General features: G+C 51.4%; 19 protein-coding genes and 2 riboswitches. Of the genes, 17 read left to right on the top strand and 2 right to left on the bottom strand.

The window, feature by feature from the left end:
* The first annotated feature begins 68 nt into the window (after positions 1-68).
* The 13 genes from EWH91_RS04360 to EWH91_RS04300 all read left to right on the top strand — a co-directional run bounded on the left by EWH91_RS04360 (position 69) and on the right by EWH91_RS04300 (position 9,958).
* On the top strand, positions 69-1,496 hold the full coding sequence (locus EWH91_RS04360) for an ATP-dependent helicase ComFA (RefSeq protein WP_129928797.1): 1,428 nt from the start codon (positions 69-71) through the stop codon (positions 1,494-1,496).
* Positions 1,493-2,254, top strand: coding sequence for a ComF family protein (locus tag EWH91_RS04355; protein WP_240697252.1), 762 nt, complete (start codon positions 1,493-1,495; stop codon positions 2,252-2,254). Before EWH91_RS04360 ends, EWH91_RS04355 begins: the two co-directional genes overlap by 4 nt.
* 97 nt (positions 2,255-2,351) lie before the next feature.
* Entirely contained in the window at positions 2,352-2,756 is a 405-nt protein-coding gene (locus tag EWH91_RS04350; RefSeq protein WP_129928796.1) for a TIGR03826 family flagellar region protein, read from the top strand.
* 137 nt (positions 2,757-2,893) lie between these two features.
* A complete protein-coding gene (flgM, locus tag EWH91_RS04345) occupies positions 2,894-3,157 on the top strand; it encodes a flagellar biosynthesis anti-sigma factor FlgM (RefSeq protein ID WP_129928795.1) in 264 nt (87 codons plus the stop codon).
* Between the two features lie 39 nt (positions 3,158-3,196).
* Positions 3,197-3,682, top strand: a complete 486-nt coding sequence (locus tag EWH91_RS04340; RefSeq protein WP_129928794.1) for a flagellar protein FlgN — start codon at positions 3,197-3,199, stop codon at positions 3,680-3,682.
* A 21-nt stretch (positions 3,683-3,703) separates the two neighbouring features.
* Positions 3,704-5,173 carry a flagellar hook-associated protein FlgK gene (gene flgK / locus EWH91_RS04335; protein WP_129928793.1) on the top strand — a complete coding sequence of 490 codons (1,470 nt, stop codon included), beginning with the start codon at positions 3,704-3,706 and terminating at the stop codon, positions 5,171-5,173.
* A gap of 3 nt (positions 5,174-5,176) precedes the next feature.
* Positions 5,177-6,073: a flagellar hook-associated protein FlgL gene (gene flgL, locus EWH91_RS04330; protein WP_129928792.1), complete on the top strand. Its 897-nt coding sequence runs from the start codon at positions 5,177-5,179 to the stop codon at positions 6,071-6,073.
* 19 nt (positions 6,074-6,092) lie between these two features.
* Complete coding sequence (locus tag EWH91_RS04325; RefSeq protein ID WP_129928791.1) at positions 6,093-6,686, top strand: DUF6470 family protein; 594 nt, start codon at positions 6,093-6,095, stop codon at positions 6,684-6,686.
* 9 nt (positions 6,687-6,695) lie between these two features.
* Positions 6,696-7,133 carry a flagellar assembly protein FliW gene (fliW, locus tag EWH91_RS04320; RefSeq protein ID WP_129928790.1) on the top strand — a complete coding sequence of 146 codons (438 nt, stop codon included), beginning with the start codon at positions 6,696-6,698 and terminating at the stop codon, positions 7,131-7,133.
* Positions 7,134-7,137: 4 nt separating this feature from the next.
* Entirely contained in the window at positions 7,138-7,371 is a 234-nt protein-coding gene (gene csrA, locus EWH91_RS04315) for a carbon storage regulator CsrA (protein ID WP_129928789.1), read from the top strand.
* Positions 7,372-7,474: 103 nt separating this feature from the next.
* Positions 7,475-7,557: riboswitch (cyclic di-GMP riboswitch) on the top strand.
* 143 nt (positions 7,558-7,700) lie between these two features.
* The gene (locus EWH91_RS04310; RefSeq protein WP_165364235.1) at positions 7,701-8,429 is read left to right on the top strand and encodes an EAL domain-containing protein; all 729 of its coding nucleotides are present in this window, start codon (positions 7,701-7,703) and stop codon (positions 8,427-8,429) included.
* Positions 8,422-9,012, top strand: a complete 591-nt coding sequence (locus EWH91_RS04305; protein ID WP_165364234.1) for a PilZ domain-containing protein — start codon at positions 8,422-8,424, stop codon at positions 9,010-9,012. Before EWH91_RS04310 ends, EWH91_RS04305 begins: the two co-directional genes overlap by 8 nt.
* A gap of 29 nt (positions 9,013-9,041) precedes the next feature.
* Positions 9,042-9,148: riboswitch (SAM riboswitch) on the top strand.
* Between the two features lie 471 nt (positions 9,149-9,619).
* Complete coding sequence (locus EWH91_RS04300; protein WP_129928786.1) at positions 9,620-9,958, top strand: hypothetical protein; 339 nt, start codon at positions 9,620-9,622, stop codon at positions 9,956-9,958.
* Positions 9,959-10,020: 62 nt separating this feature from the next.
* On the opposite strand, the gene EWH91_RS04295 is transcribed toward EWH91_RS04300, so the two are convergent.
* Together EWH91_RS04295 and EWH91_RS04290 are read right to left on the bottom strand one after the other, a co-directional pair.
* The gene (locus EWH91_RS04295; RefSeq protein WP_129928785.1) at positions 10,021-10,647 is read right to left on the bottom strand and encodes a response regulator transcription factor; all 627 of its coding nucleotides are present in this window, start codon (positions 10,645-10,647) and stop codon (positions 10,021-10,023) included.
* Positions 10,644-11,732: a sensor histidine kinase gene (locus EWH91_RS04290; RefSeq protein WP_165364233.1), complete on the bottom strand. Its 1,089-nt coding sequence runs from the start codon at positions 11,730-11,732 to the stop codon at positions 10,644-10,646. Before EWH91_RS04290 ends, EWH91_RS04295 begins: the two co-directional genes overlap by 4 nt.
* 173 nt (positions 11,733-11,905) lie before the next feature.
* On the opposite strand from EWH91_RS04290, the gene EWH91_RS04285 reads away from it, so the two are divergent.
* The 4 genes from EWH91_RS04285 to EWH91_RS04270 all read left to right on the top strand — a co-directional run bounded on the left by EWH91_RS04285 (position 11,906) and on the right by EWH91_RS04270 (position 16,298).
* Positions 11,906-12,835, top strand: a complete 930-nt coding sequence (locus EWH91_RS04285; RefSeq protein ID WP_129928783.1) for an ABC transporter ATP-binding protein — start codon at positions 11,906-11,908, stop codon at positions 12,833-12,835.
* Between the two features lie 15 nt (positions 12,836-12,850).
* Positions 12,851-13,993, top strand: a complete 1,143-nt coding sequence (locus EWH91_RS04280) for an ABC transporter permease (RefSeq protein ID WP_129928782.1) — start codon at positions 12,851-12,853, stop codon at positions 13,991-13,993.
* Positions 13,980-15,143, top strand: coding sequence for an ABC transporter permease (locus EWH91_RS04275; RefSeq protein WP_129928781.1), 1,164 nt, complete (start codon positions 13,980-13,982; stop codon positions 15,141-15,143). The genes EWH91_RS04280 and EWH91_RS04275 overlap by 14 nt, the downstream gene beginning before the upstream one ends.
* A gap of 210 nt (positions 15,144-15,353) precedes the next feature.
* Complete coding sequence (locus EWH91_RS04270) at positions 15,354-16,298, top strand: aldo/keto reductase (RefSeq protein ID WP_326407520.1); 945 nt, start codon at positions 15,354-15,356, stop codon at positions 16,296-16,298.
* The last annotated feature ends 78 nt before the right edge of the window (positions 16,299-16,376 follow it).

Genomic DNA, 16,376 nt, shown 5'->3' with positions numbered 1-16,376 from the left:
TGAACGGGCAGTAAGATCCCCACTGATTGAAGTTTCACTTTATCCTTGATGTGAAAGAGGGTTTACTCATGATGCACACATCAGATCATTCGTCCTTTCATCCCGGCCTGCAGCAGTTTCTGTATGGCAGGGAATGCCTCCCGGAAGAACTTCCTTTTCCTGATGAGGTAATCCGTAAGCAGATACAAGAGGGATGGATCACCCTTCGCCCGGGTATTGAAACAGCTGACGCGCTGCCGTTTCCTTTTTCATTTGTCAAAAAGAAAATCTGCCGGCGTTGCGGGAACACGGATCCGGATGCCTTTGGAACGCACCTCTGCGGTCGCTGCGGCCATCTCTGCGTCTATTGCCGCCGCTGCCTGAATATGGGCGTGATTCGTTCGTGTACCCGCCTTTTGACGTGGAACGGACCGGCGCCTGCAGCACAAGTGCCTCATGTGAACAACTCAGGCAGACTGTGCGTCTGGAAGGGAACCCTGTCACCCCGGCAGGCCGCCGCTTCCGGCCAGCTCAGGCGTTCACTTGCTGAAGGCCGGTCATTTCTGATCTGGGCGGTCACCGGATCAGGGAAAACGGAACTGATCTTTCTGGCGGTGGAAGACCGGCTTTTACAGGGGAAACGGATAGCAATTGCCTCACCGAGGACAGACGTCGTAAGGGAGCTTGCACCGCGAATCCGTGCTGCTTTTCCGGAGGTGCCGGTCGGCGTGTTTTACGGTGGAAGCCATGAAAAGTGGTTTCATGCCCCGCTTTTGATCACGACCACCCACCAGCTGCTGCGCTTTTACCGCTGTTTTGACTGCGTCTTTATCGATGAAGTAGATGCTTTCCCCTTTCATGCTGATCCGGTCCTTACCTTTGCTGTTCATAAAGCAGCGAAAGAACAGGCCCCGTTTGCCTTCCTGACGGCCACGCCGCCTGCCGGCCTGAAGCGCGCCTTTCTGTCAGGAAAACTGCGCGGGGTCAAAATCGCCGGAAGATATCATGGGCATCCGCTGCCGGTTCCCCGATTTCAGTGGATCGGCAACTGGAAAAAGTCGATGGCCCAAAAGCAGATTCCTGAGCCTTTTTATCGCTGGCTGCGCCAAAAAGCGGCGCCCGAAACCCGTCTCTTTGTCTTTGTTTCGTCCGTTAAGCTGGCCCGGCAGCTTGCCGGACTGTTGCAGAAAAAGGGGATGGAGCGCGTCGCCGGCGTCCATGCGGATGATCCTGAGCGCCATGAAAAAGTGGCTTTTTTCCGGGAAGGAAAACTGCGCATTCTGGTCACAACGACGATTCTTGAACGCGGTGTAACCGTTCCGGGTGTTGAAGTGGCGGTCTTTGGTGCGGATGATCCGGTTTTTGATGAGCGGGCGCTCGTCCAGATTTCTGGACGCGCAGGCAGATCACCGGAGCATCCGGGCGGTGATGTCCTGTTTTTTCATGACGGAAAGACCATCGAGATGATCCGCGCGCGGCGGCATATCGAGCAGATGAATAAGGAGGCGGGATTTTGAACGGCCTGATTTGTCTGTTATGCGGGTCAGAGCGACGGGAACCTCTGACTTTCCGTACACTTCTGTCACCCGAAAATCCACCCGGATTCTGCCGGTCGTGCCGGGACAGGCTGCTGCCGATTCCTGGCGGACACAGCTGCCGGTTCTGCGGAAGAGATCTGCGTCTGGTCCCCGAAGGCATGCCTTCAAAGGATCAGGTCTGCGCCGACTGTCTGCTCTGGCAATCCAGTGAAGAAAGCAGGGCGTTCGGTAAGAATACGGCCCTGTTCAGCTACAATAACCAGATGAAGGACATCATGAAGCGTTTCAAGTTTCGCGGAGATGCCGTACTTGTCGAGGGATTCAGGCAGGAGTTCCGCGCGGCCTATCACCGGATCAGCGGGCGCCGGCGTTTTTTCTCGCTGAAGCGCGCTCCGGATCCGCCGGTTATTGTTCCGATGCCGCTCAGCCCGGAACGATTAAAAGAACGCGGGTATAACCAGGCTGAACTGCTGGCGCGTCTCCTTCCGGGGACCCCGGTTCCGGCACTCAGACGCCCGGGCGGACAGCAGAAGCAGAGCAAGCTGCATCGCCATGATCGGCTGAACCGGGAGAACCCGTTCAAACTGGATCAGAGCCTTGCCGCGAAGCTGACCGGCAGAAGCGTTCTGCTGATTGACGATATTTACACGACAGGCGCCACGCTGCATTTTGCTGCAGAAGCGCTCCGTGAGGCCGGTCCGGTGCAGATTCATGGGCTGACGCTGATTCACGGGTGATCTCTCTTTTTCACTTAACTATTTTTTCAGTGTGCCGATAATGTAATCGGAGTCATTGTCGGCTATAATAAAAACAAGTAGTGAAGGAGGGACAGCAGTGGCTGAACTTGCGAACTGTATCAAGTGCGGGAAACTGTTTGTCCGCACGTCCTCCCCATATTGCCCGGATTGTCGGAAAGAACAGGAAGATAAATTTGACAAAGTCTACGCTTTTATCCGCGAACAGGAGAATCGGATGGCCACTGTCCCGCAGGTTCACGAGGCAACCGGTGTGGAAACGGAACTGATTTATCAGTGGGTGCGTGAAGGACGCCTGGTCTCTTCCATGTTTCCCAATCTCGGCTATCCCTGTAAAAGCTGTGGGAAAATCATCACGGAAGGGGCGCTTTGTCCGGACTGCCGCCAAGAGCTGGAAGAGGCAATCCGGCGTGATGAGAAAGAAAAAGCATTCAGGGAGCAGTCGCGGGTTTCGAGGACCTACCACACGAAGCGCAATAGTTAAACAATGGAACCCATTCATCCGATATACAGATTGAAACGATCAGGCAGAAACTTACGGACTGTTTCTCCGGCAGGCGGCGGAAGCAGAGTGACCGTGATCAGCCGCTGCATGTAAAATCTGAAACAGAGGTGAACAGGATGAAGATTGATGGTTACCAGCCGGTCCAGCCTTATGGGAAATACCCGCTGCCCCATCAGGGAAAACAGCCGGGCACCGCTCCGGCTCAGTCCGATAAAGTTGAAATTTCTTCAGAAGCGAAGCGGATGCAGGGCGCTCATCGACTGGAACAGGAGCGCCTGGATAAGGTACAGAACATTAAGGCTCAGATTGACGCCGGTACCTATCATGTCTCTTCGGAAGATATTGCACGAAAAATGTACGCGTGGTGGAACCGGAAATAAGACCGGGTCCGGACGCGGTTAAGAAAGAAGGCTGAAGTGATGCCGGCTGAAATGATGAAGCAAACGATTCTGCAGATCATAAGTGTACAGGAGCACCTGCGTGAAACCGGTCTTGCCAAGCTAGAAGCGATAAAAAAGGGCGACGCCGATGCAGTCGACCGTCTGACCAGGCAGGAAGAGCCTCTTGCCGAAAAACTGCGCGCTCTGGAACAGAAAAGGACGCAGCTTGTCCGGAAAGATACAGGAAAAGCGAATGCGGCATTCAGTGAATGGGAGAAGGTCGCGCTTTCAGAAAAAGAACAGCCGGAGTGGCATGCCCTGTATCTGAAGCTTAGCCGTTCGGTTCTGACGCTGAAACAGCTCAATCAGCTGAATCAGGATCTTTTGCGCCAGTCGCTGCAGTGGGTCAGACTGAATCTGAATCTGCTGATGCCGGGTACCGGGCCTTCAGGTTACGGCCATCCGGGGAATGCTCAGAGCGGATCAGCCGGCAGGTTCAGCGGACGGATTGATTCACGTGCCTGACAGAGACGGAGGTTTAAGCAGATGATTCCTATTTTTTCAAGTCTGAATATGATGCAGCGCGCGCTGCAGGTGACGCAGGAAGCGATCCAGACAACGGGACATAATGTGTCCAATGCCGGAACGGATGGCTACTCGCGTCAGCGCGTCAATCTGAAAAGCTGGCTGCCGTATCCCGCAGCAGGGATCAATGCACCACATGGAGCAGGTCAGGCCGGCACCGGGGTCATTGATGATTCCATTGTCAGGATCCGGGATCAGTTTGTGGATCTGCAGGTTCGGGAAAATGCAAACCAGAACGGGTACTGGTCCGCCCTGAGTGATGCGTATAGCCAGATGGAAGACATTGTCAATGAACCCTCAGAAACCGGAATTTCTTCTGTCCTGGATGGTTTCTGGCAGTCGATTCAGGACCTGGCCAGTCACTCGGGTACAGGAGGAACGGGCACAGTCGTTCTGCAAAGAGGCAAAGAAGTGGCGGATACCTTTAATTATATCGCTCAGTCGCTTGGGAAGGTGCAAAACAACCTGCAGCAGCAGATCACGGAAAATACGCATCTGATTAACAATTATGCAGATCAGATCAATGCACTGAATAAAGAAATCGGTCTGCAGGAAGCAAACGGTTTTCTGGCTAATGACCTTTATGATGAACGTGATCTACTGACGGATAAGCTTGCCGGACTGGTTCATATTAAAGTGACCCCGGTTCCGAGCGGAGGTCATGCTTCGGCAACTGCCGAGGGCAAATACACGATTGAAATGGTTGATCAGAACGGGGGTTCATTTGACCCGCCCGCACGGCTCGTCGACGGGGAGCAGCTGACTGCCGCAAATCTTGCTTCAGCGATCGACTCTGCCGAGCCATCGGTGACCGTGGCCATGGACGGTCAGGAACTGTCGGGCTTTTCCGGCAAACTTCAGGGACTGATTGAGGCCTATACGAATGATTATCCGGCTGTGCTGCAGAGTCTGGATCGTATGGCAGCGCAGCTGGCCACCTCCTTTAACGATGCTTTTCAGCAGACCGGTGGATCACAGGAATCCGGTATAGACTGGTTTTTTCAGGGGCAGGACGGGACGGTGACTGCTGAAAATCTCCATGTGAACGAAGCCCTTAAGGGATCAGATATCACATCCAATCTGGCAGGCGCCCCTTCCGGTGATCATGCCGGAGCACTGGCCCTGGCCGATGTGATTGCGGCTGACCGGTTTGATTTTGACGGCAACGGGTCAGAGACTACGTTAAAAAATTACCTCCAGGGCCTGATCGGGCAGATTGGTGTCAACGCCCAGTCCGCTCAGCAGTTTAACGGTAACTCAGCGACGATGCGTCAGGCGGCGGAGAACCGCCGGTCATCGATCAGCGGGGTGAACATGGATGAAGAAATGACGAATCTGATTCAGTTTCAGCACACTTATGGTGCGGCAGCCCGGGTGGTCACCACGATTGACACCCTGCTCGATACACTGATCAACAGAATGGGGGGATAATCAATGCGTGTGACGCAGGGGATGATGACGAATCAAATCCTTCAGAATATAACACAGGGCTACGGTAAAGTGGCCGACTCACAGAATCAGCTGGCGTCGGGTAAAAAAATCACGCGGCCCTCGCAGGATCCGATTGTGGCGACCATGGGGATTTCCTATCGGACGGATGTCGGTCACGTAGAACAGTACCGAAAAAATGTAACCACAGCCTATAAGTGGCTCGACAGTTCAGACGACGCCCTGCAGCAGACCGATGACGTACTGAACCGGATTCGTGAGCTGACCGTAGAAGCGAGTAACGGAACCCATACCGCTGAACAGCGTCAGGCGATTGGGACAGAAGTTGCCGAGCTGAAGCAGCAGCTCGTGACCATCGGAAATACACAGGTCGGAGGTCAATACATATTCAGTGGCAGTGACACCGCCAATCCGCCCCTTATAACAGGCAGTGACGGGACCGTCACCCTTCGCCCGGATGCGCTCAGTCATCCGGATCTGGCTGTCGATGTCAATGACGGGATCAGTGTGTCGGTGAACATCGCCCCGGACAGTGTTTTTTCTGAGAACCTTTTCAGTGACCTGGATCGCCTGATCGGTGACCTGAACAATGGAACCGCCGATGAAGCAGCAATCGGAGCGCATCTTGGTGAACTGGATACCCATCTGGATGAAGTCGCCCGTGCGCAGGCTGAACTTGGCGCAAAAACGAACCGGGTCGATATGATCAGTAACCGGTTGAACCAGCAGAAGACGATTGCGACAAAAATTATGTCCAATAATGAGGATGTGGATTATGCGGAGACGATCATCCAGCTGAATCAGCAGCAGAATATCTATAACGCCTCTCTTGCTGTTGGTGCGCGGATTATCCAGACCTCACTCCTCGACTTTCTGAAATAAGGGCAGGAGGGAAATCATGATGATGGGTATTTTACCTCATCTGGAGATGCATCAGACTTTCGGAAAAATTTCCATCCGGACGCAGAACGCCCGGCAGGAGATCCGGCAGCCGCAGGCCGATGTCCTGATCCGGCAGTCCCCTGCAGAAATGCATGTGGATCGCAGGTCCGCCAAACTGCGGATGGATCAGTCGACCGCCTGGCACAATCTTGATCTGAAGTCGGCTGCTGTCCGGATACAGGAGGCGGCTGAAGCCGGCACGCAGGCCGTGCTGGACGGCATTTCCCGTCACGCACATGAGGCGGAAGAACTCCTGCATATTGAAAAAAATAAGGGCCGAAACATCATTGCGGATCAGGCAGCGGCACATGCAAAGATGGCAGTCATCGGCACGCACTATAACACAGGGAACACGCCGGCGTCAGAAGCGGTTCACATTCAGGCGGTCCCGGACCAGCTTCGGATCAGCTGGCAGACCCGTCCGCCGGAGATCAGCGCCCGGATCCGCGCGCCGGAAGTCACCTATCATCCCGGCGAGGTTCGCCTGGCGATGCAGCAGGACCCGTCGCTTGACATCCGGGCCGTCGGCTTATACATAGATCAGAAAGGATAACAGCCGCTTATGAACATTCAAACCAAATACTATGGCATGCAGCAGATCGATGAACAGCAGATCATATTCTTTTCTTCGGGGCTGCCCGGGTTTGCTGATGATAAGCGGTTCATTATCCAGCCATTCGGGGAAGCGTTCTCCATCCTGCAGTCCGTCGATCATCCGGATGTCGCATTTATTATCACGTCACCCTTCCTTTTTTTCAACGCTTACAGTATCCATCTTCCGGATGCGTTCGTCAGGCAGCTGGATGTGCGTTCCCGGCAGGAAGTCAGTGTCTGGGTGATTGTCAGTGTTCAGGATCCGTTTACCGAATCAACGGTGAACCTGAAGGCACCGGTGATCATTAACACACGAAAGAAAACAGGCAAACAGTACATCCCGGATCATTCCCCTTATTCCCTGCGTCAGCGTCTGACGGATGACGTGGCCGCGAAAAGGGTGTGAGGTCATGCTGATTCTGACACGTAAACCGGGAGAATCAATCCGGATCGGTGAACAGATAAAAGTGAAGGTTGTTGCTGTTGACGGCGATCAGGTAAAGATCGGAATCGAAGCCCCGCGTGAAGTGGATATCAATCGCAGCGAAGTCTATGAGGCCATACAGAAACTGAACAGTCAGGCGGCCGTGAACCGGCCATCTGAAGATATTCTGAACGCTTTGAAGAAAATCAGAAAGAAGTAACAGGTTCTGATTTTTTTTCTTTTTATGAAGAAAAACAGGTCAAAAGTCATTGACATAAAGACCTGTATGTGTCAGCATGTGAATGCTAAATTAAATAATTTTCCGACGAAAAGAGCACACCTGCTGAAAGGCAGGGTCGCAAAGCCGCGGGTCTAAAGCGAAAGCCAGGATCGCCGGGCTACCGAAATCCAGGAAGAGCCGCAGCGGCCGCCGAGTTTTTCGGTGCGCCGTTTTTTTGGTCTTTTGGGAGGAAATGAAAGACCGGATCACTTTTGCAGTCAGGAGTCAGACTGGCAAGTTTTTCTTCATATTCAGGGAGGAGCGTTTTTGTGTTGTGGGTTAATTTCATTACAAAAGGGAAATTTTTTCACCATTTTCAACCCATTTTTAATCTGGAGAACCGGACGATTGAAGGTTTTGAAGCCTTGTTCAGGTCGCCTCTTTTTTCGACTGTTGAGGAGGCTTATCAATTGGCCAAAAAGAAACGAAGACTTTATGAACTGGATGTTCATTCCGTACAAAAAGCCGTCCGTACATTCGCCGAGTCCGGGCAGAAGGATAAGGGGAAAAAGTTATTCCTGAATATTTATCCTTCGACCTTGCTGCACGCCGGTCTGGTTTCCGTGATCAAGGATCTGATCGGGACTTATCCGTTTCTTGCCGGACAGCTGGTTTTCGAGATGGTTGAGAACGAGCGTATTGATGACCTGTCCGGGTTGCAGGACGTTCTGAAGCTGATCAGGCAGGCCGGCATACGGATCGCCGTGGATGATTTTGGTAAAGGGTCAGATAACATGAATCGGACGATCGATATTGATGCCGATTATATTAAACTGGACCGTTATTTTTCGATTAACCTGAGAACGTCGGAGAAGAAACAGGCGTATGTCGCTTTTCTTATCCGATTTTGTGAAAAATTTCATACAAAACTGATTTTTGAGGGCCTTGAAACCGCAAAGGATATTCACTACATCAGAGAAATGGGCATTCATTATGCGCAGGGCTATGCGCTCGGTCGTCCGCATCTGCTGGGTAAGGCGGTGCGTGGGCATGCTTAGTCTGCAGGCATGGATCTGGCTTTTATCAGGTCTGGATCTCGTCCTGTTCTGTATGGTCACCCTGTGCTACATCCACATCAGACGTGCAGTCAGGAAAAAGGAATTTTCCGGCAGAACACTGGAACAACAGATTTTTGAAGCCAAATCAAAAAAGGTCCCGGACAGGCGAAGGGACTACCGGCTGGCAGTGGATGAACCGTGCCAGGTGCGGATCCTTGATTTCGGAGATCGCAGTCTCCGTAAACTCAATAATAAAAATGTAGATGCAAAGATAAAAGACATCAGCCTTGGCGGCATCAGGCTCTCCTGTCCGCTTAATTTTCCGATAAAGGAGGAAGTGCTTATCTATGTCTCATTCCCGATGGATGAGGGGACACGGATACATATGCAGGGAACAGTTGCCTGGAAAAAGGTGAAACATGGGAGGACAGCGGTCGAATATGGTGTTGCTTTTCAGCGACTTTCTGCAGCGGAAGAAACTAGAATTCAGAATTATATGAACCACAAGGAACTGGAGAAAATATCAGTCCGCCGACATTCAGGTGATGAACCGAAAGCTCTTTCCATTGACAGAATGGCCTGATTCATAGTAAGGTAATATAAATTTAATAATTCTTATCAAGAGTGGCGGAGGGACTGGCCCGATGAAACCCGACAACCAGCATCGAAAAAGGTGTATGGTGTCAATTCCAGCAGATGTCTAATCTGAGAGATAAGGAAAATAAACGTAAAAACCCGACGATTATTTTTCTTGGATAAAAGAAAGATAATCGTTTTTTTTCAGCAGGTAGCCTGGGTAACGCTACTCCGTCAGGGATGTTCAACCACCACGCCCTGAAGGACGCGGCTTGTGAGCCGTGAAATTTTGTGCAGATAGAGACAACTTGCCTGACCAACAGCCGGTTCATGGGCGTTGCGCAGAAAACAGGCCCGGCATCGCTTGCCAGGAGGCTTTGTAAACGAGTAGACGAAAAAATCTGCTTAACTTAGTAAAAAGAATATAAAGCAGGTTCAACAGACGGAGGTATTCCGCCTATTGGTTCAAAAAAATGAAAGGGGGGGATCTTTCATTGCCTAATCGGAAAAATTCCGCTTATGATACGCTGAAGCCCGTTCTATTCTGCATTTAAGCGGAAAATCTCCGCTTATTAAGCAAATGAACAAGATTTTTATTAAAGGGGGAAATCCGCATGATCAGGGACGCAGAATACGCGCAGATTGACAACTATCTTGATTTATACCTTTACGCCGGTGAATTACAGGATAAAGAATGGCAGGCACAGATTCGGGTCAAGCTGACTGAGTTACTGAAGGCTTTCAAGAGTTCGACAGAGAGGTATGAACACGCCCTTCGCCGCCAGTATGTGGAAGTCAGCCGCGCGCTGCTCACGCTCTGTCAGAAAATCCGTACCCATATGATTAAACCAACAGATGCGATCGCCGCGCAGCTTTTTGCCCTGAAACAGAAGCGCCTGGAACTGGGAAAAGAAATTGATGCCATCAGCAGTGGCGGTCAGCGGATAGGCTAAGGCTGCGTAAAGATAACAAGGACGTGGGTATACAGCCTGCGTCCTTTTTCCATGCGGGCGGATCATGAGCCCTGCTGTTTATAGTAGAACACGGCCAGCTGGGTGCGATCACGCAGCCCCAGTTTAACGAGTATTGAACTGATATAATTGCGGACGGTGCCTTCGCTGAGATAGAGGGCCTGGGCAATTTCACGGTTAGATTTCCCGCTTGCGACCTGCTCGATCATCGCAATTTCACGTTTATTCAGATGAAACGATTCGAAATCCGGCCGGCTCTTCTGTCTGATCAGTCCGGGGATTTTTCTGACAACCGTATCGCCGAAGACCCGCTGGCCGCTTGCCACCGCTTTTAATGCCGGAATAATGCTTTCAAAGTTCTGCTTCAGAATATAGCCCTTAGCTCCGATTTTTAACGCTTCGATAATATACTCGTCATCTGAGAACGTGGTCAGGAAGAGCACATTTGCCTGCGGGTCCTCTTTGAGGATCACCGCTGCGGCGTCTATCCCGGTCATGGCGTCCATCCGGATATCCATCAACAGAATATCCGGTTTCAGCCGGCGATAGAGGGAGATGGCCTGACTTCCGGACGCGCCGCATGCAAGTACCTGAATCACCGGATCCGATTCAAGTATCGTCTGAAGCGATGCGGACACCAGCTGGTCGTCATCCACAATAAGGACCTTCATGATGGCTCTGCCTCCTTTAATTGCTCTGCCTTTTTAGGTACGGAAATAAAGATTTTAAATCCCTGCCCCGTCTCGAAATTGATCACACCCCGTAACGCTTCAACCCGGTCCTGCATGTTCTTCAGGCCGATGCCTTCACCGGTATCGACCGGACGCGCCTGCCCGTTATCGGAAATCATTAACTGGTAGAAAGCCGGATGTTCCCGAAGGATGATCCGGGCAGCTGTCGCATTGGAATGACGGGCCATGTTGGACAAAGCCTCCCGGACAATCGAAATCAGTGCGACATTGACTTTGCTTCCCGGCAGCTTATGAACCGAATAATCAAGCGTGACCGGGCAAAAGGTGAACTTATCCTTCAGATCGTTCAGCTGCTTTTCAAGATCGATCGACTCGTCATACAGATCATGTACACTGGAGCGGATGCTGGTCATCGCCTCGGACAGCGTCTCTTTTAGGCGCGAAAGCTCCTCTTTCGTTTTTTTATCACGGTTGATGATCAGCAGGGCACCGGTCTGCAGCAGGGCACGGGAGAGCAGATGACCGACATTATCGTGAATCTCCCTTGCGATTCGGTTGCGTTCGCCAAGCGTTGCCATGCGGACTTCCGTGTCCTGGTTTATCAACAGATCCTGATTCTGTTTTTTCAGTCGAAAAGCCATCTCCTTCGTCGTATCACGCAGATCGTAGAATTGATTTTTTAATTTGAAAAGGGACGCCGTCCGGTATCTCAGACAGGCGGAGAGCAGCAAGAGCGCCAGGACGAGCATCTGAATCCTAATATCAGATGGCCGGGAGACGGCAAGTGACAGCACGCCCGGGAGCAGGATCCACTGCCCTTTTGAAAAAAAGGAATCATAACAGATCAGCGGCAGAAAAACATAAAACCAGGGCAGGAAAAAGGAAAGTAAGAGGTACACGGCCGTCAGGAAGATCCGGATGCGCGACTGGTCATAGTAGCTGAGCAGACAGGCACACGTAAAGGAAAGAAGGACGGGGGCTACATTGTCGGTGAATGTGGCCCCGGTCAGGTATACGGCCAGACAGCCGGTCATTAAAATGAGTTTATCGATGAGTGCATCCATAGCGATCTTCCATCCCTGATTCATTCTGTTACATTTATTTAAGCATTTTTCCGGTGCAGGTACAATGCCGGTGATTCATGACAATTGTCATTTCAATTGATGATTGCCGGCACTACCAGAGAAGCGCGGCGCCGGATACACTGGAGATATAAGGGAAGGGAGCTGATCGAGCCATGATTCATGTTCACAATCTGGTTAAAAGGTATGGTGATCTGGTTGCCCTGGATCACCTGTCCCTTGACGTTCATGAAGGGGAGATCTTTGGCCTGCTCGGACCTAATGGATCAGGCAAAAGCACAGCGATAAACTGTATGTTATCGCTGCTCACGTTTGATAAAGGGGAAGTGACGATCTTCGGGAAAAAGATGTCTCCGGACGCTTATGAGATTAAAAGACATATCGGGATTGTAATGCAGAACGTTGCCGTCTTTGATGAACTGACCGTTTATGAGAATATTGACTATTTCTGCGGGCTGTATATCAGTGACAGAGAGGAACGGAAGCGTCTTGTCGAAGAGGCGATTCACTTCGTTGAACTCGATGCCTGGCGCAAGTTTCGACCGAAGAAATTAAGCGGCGGCCTGCTGCGCCGACTTAATATCGCCTGCGGCATTGCTCATAAACCGAAACTGATATTTCTTGATGAACCGACCGTCGCGGTGGATCCGCAGAGCCGGAACAAGATTCTTGAAGGGATCGAACGCCTTCAGGCAGAGGGGGCGACCATCGTTTATACCTCTCATTATATGGAGGAAGTGGAACAGATCTGTACACGGATCGTCATCCTTGATAAAGGACGGGTGATTGCATCAGGCACGAAAGAGGAACTGAAGGCGATGATCACCCTTGGTGAAAAAATCACAATCGAGGCTTTTTCCATTGATGAAGGGCAGCTGCAGGAACTGCGCCATATGCCCGGCATCGTTTCCGTTGAACATCCGGATAAGCGACTGATTATCAAGTCCGGCAAGGGAACGAATAACCTCGAGGCTGTGCTTGGATTTTTAAAGAAAAATCAGATCGGTTTTGGAAGAATTTACTCTGAATTGCCGAGCCTCAACGACGTGTTCCTGGAAATCACCGGGAAACAGTTGCGGGACTGAAAAGGAGGTGGGGTCATGTTCCGGCATGTATTTATTTACCGATTGAAATGTCTGATCCGCGACCGGGAGCTGGTCTTCTGGACCTTTCTGTTCCCGATTATCCTTGGCACCTTTTTCTATATGGCGTTTATGAACATCGGCAATAATGAAGCTTTTCATCCGATTGACGCGGCGCTCGTCCCAGGCGGAGAAGAGTCGTTCGACGCCCCGTTTCAGGCCGTGATGAAAGAGGTGTCGACAGGTAAGGACCGGCTTTTTAACCTGAAGCAGGCAACCGGCCGTGCTGAAGCTGATCAGTGGCTGAGGCAGGGAAAGATTGCCGGTTATTACACAAGTGGCCGGACGATCGAACTGACGGTCAAAGAGACAGGCATGAATCAGAGCATCATGAAAAGCTTCGCCGATCAGTACCGATCCGCCAGTGCGGCGGTGACGCGCATTGCTTCAGAAAATCCGGTTGCCATGAAGGACGGCCTGCTGAGCGATATTGGCGATCAGCATCACTTTGTCAAGGAAACGGCAGGAGGCAGCGCGGAACCGGATAACCTGCTCAATTACTTTTATTCGCTGATTGCCATGGCCTGTCTGTACGGCAGTTTCTGGGGCATGAAAGAAGTGACTGATATTCAGGCGGACATTTCCGACCGGGCGGCAAGAGTCAATATGGCGCCCGTTCATAAACTGAAGGCGTTTCTGGCCGGCAGTTTCGCCGGGTTACTGATCCTCTATGCGGAAATCCTGCTACTGCTGGCCTATCTCCATTATGGACTGGGGATTGATTTCGGGCACCGGACCGGTTACGTTCTTCTGACTGCGTTTGTCGGCAGTATTCTCGGTCAGTCATTCGGTGCCTTTATCGGTGCGATCGTGAAAACCGGAGAAGGGCTGAAAATCGCTCTCCTCATCGTTGTGACGATGGTCGGATCCTTCCTGGCCGGGATGATGTATTTGAATATGAAATACCTGATTGCCGAACACGTCCCGCTGCTGGCCTGGATCAATCCGGTCAATCTATTAACCGACGCATTCTATGCCCTTTACTATTATGATTCGCTTCACCGGTTTACGCTCAACCTGCTCGTGATGTGCGGATTTATCATCCTGTTCTGCGCGGGCACCTATCTGATGGTCAGGAGGCGAAAATATGCCAGTCTTTAAGCTGTGTATGAAACTATTCCTGAGAAACTGGCTTTCTGTTTCTCTTTATATCGTGATCTTTCTGGCTATTTCCATCGCCATCTCAGCGACCAGCACATATGAAGGGCGGACCGGTTTCAGGCAGGAAAAGGCAAAAATCGCGTTCATTGATGAAGAAAAAACGCCGCTGACTGAAGGCTTTCGCCAGGAGCTGGGAAAGAGTGCCGAGTTTATCTCCATCCCGGATCAGACGGAAAAGCTGCAGGATGCCCTGTTTTTTCGCAATGTGACATATATTATGCGCATCCCCCGGGGATACAGTGAAAATATGCTGGATGGCGGCTCGATGCAGATTGAAAAAACGGTTGTCCCCAACTCGGCAGAAAACGCCTATATCGACCTCCATGTCCGGCAGTACTGGAATCTCGTGCGTCTGTATGCGAAACATGACCCTGATCTGACGCAGCAGCAGCTGGCCGAACGACTGAAACAGAACCTGGCCGGTGACACGCGCGTTACGGTACAGAAACAGAAACAGGCGAAAACCTCGGAGAGCTTTTCCATGTACTATTTCAACTTCCTCTCCTATACGCTTTCAGCCGTTCTGATTCTGGGCATTTCCGCCGTTCTGATGGTGTTCAATAAGCTTGATGTCCGCCGGCGCATCTTTTGCTCACCGATCCGTCATCTGCAGTTTAACCTGCAAATGTTCTCTGCCATTCTGCTGTTCGCCGTGGTGTCTCTGGTGGTGCTGGTCGGTTTCTGTTTTCTGCTTGATGGCAAAAGCATCGGCACACCAAACATGGTCTATTTTATTCTGAATGCGACGGTCTTTACGGCATGCATCTCCGGCCTCAGTTTTCTGATCGGCAGCCTGATTAAAAATTTCAGTGCCATATCGGCTGTAGCTAATGTCCTGACACTGGGCCCCAGTTTTATCAGCGGCGTCTTTGTCCCGCAGGAGTTTTTGAATGACACGGTACTGAAAATAGCCAGCTTTACACCGACCTACTGGTATGTCCAGGCGAACGCAAACATCGCCAGGCTGACTGATTTCAGCTGGGAAAGTCTTCAGCCTGCGCTTTCAGCCATGGTCATTGTTCTGATATTCACAGCAGCCTTTATTGCACTGGCACTTGTAATTGGAAAAAGAAAACAGCTGATGAGCTGACGGCAGGGAAAAGACCGCCTTTCACTTTTCGAACAGGCGGTCTATTCTGTTCTCCCTTGCTTTTCAGGGTGAAAACCGCGTCCCGTTCGCCCGGCCCCCCAATGCAGGCTGGAGGGCAAATGAACGGTGACATGTTTCTCAATCAAATCTTTTGACCATGATGGACCTGTCCGGTTACGATGAATAAAGAAAGAGAAAGGCTGGTGCATATTGGTGGAAAAAGCAGTGATTGGAAAAAGCGGAATCCACGTGAATCCGCTCGGACTTGGCACAAATAAAGTCGGAGGCTATAATCTGTTTCCAAATCTGGATGATGAAACAGGCAGGAAAGTCGTTCAGACAGCCATCGATCATAAGGTGGAAATGATTGATACGGCCTTCATGTACGGGCTCGGCCATTCGGAGGAACTGATTGGTGAGGTTCTGCAGCACAATGACCGCCACAAGGTGATTCTGGCCTCTAAAGCGGCGCATCAGGTGGCGTCTGACGGGTCAGTGACACTGAACAATTCGCCGGAGTTTCTGAGGCAGGCGGTGGAGGACAGCCTGAAACGTCTGCAGACGGATTATCTGGATATTTTCTATATCCACTTCCCGGACGAAGATACGCCGAAAGCTGAAGCCGTCGGTGCCCTGCAGAAACTGCGGGAAGAAGGGAAGATCCGCGCCATCGGGGTTTCCAATTTCTCACTGGAACAGGTGAAGGAAGCAAACCGTGACGGATATGTCGACCTGGTTGAAAATCAGTACAATCTGTTTCAGAGAGGAGCAGAAAAGCAGCTGCTGCCCTATCTGAAAGAAAACCGGATCTCTTTCGTTCCATATGAGCCCTTTGCGGCGGCGCTCCTCACCGGCCGTTATTCTGCAGATCATATGCCGACCTTTACGAAAGAGGACCACCGTCACGAGATTGATCTGTACGCTGCGGATCAGCTGGAGGCGAATATTCGAAAAGTGGACCGGCTCAGACCGATCGCCGAGGCAAGCCATGCGACTGTTGCTCAGCTCGTACTGGCGTGGTATCTGAAAAATCCGCTGATCGGGCCCGTCATTCCCGGAGCCAGAACGCCGGAACAGCTGCTGAGTAATCTCGGAGCGTACGACGTCTCGCTCAGTGATGCAGATTATCAGGCCATTGATAAACAATTTGCCTGAACGTGATATATAGAAAAAAGTCCGGATCACCTGATCCGGACTTTTTTAGTGCGCACTAACGGGCAGCCCCCGGGTGGA

The sequence above is a fragment of the Sporolactobacillus sp. THM19-2 genome (assembly GCF_004153195.1).
Classification (GTDB): Bacteria; Bacillota; Bacilli; order Bacillales; family Sporolactobacillaceae; genus Sporolactobacillus.
This window is presented reverse-complemented; position numbering and strand designations above follow the sequence as displayed.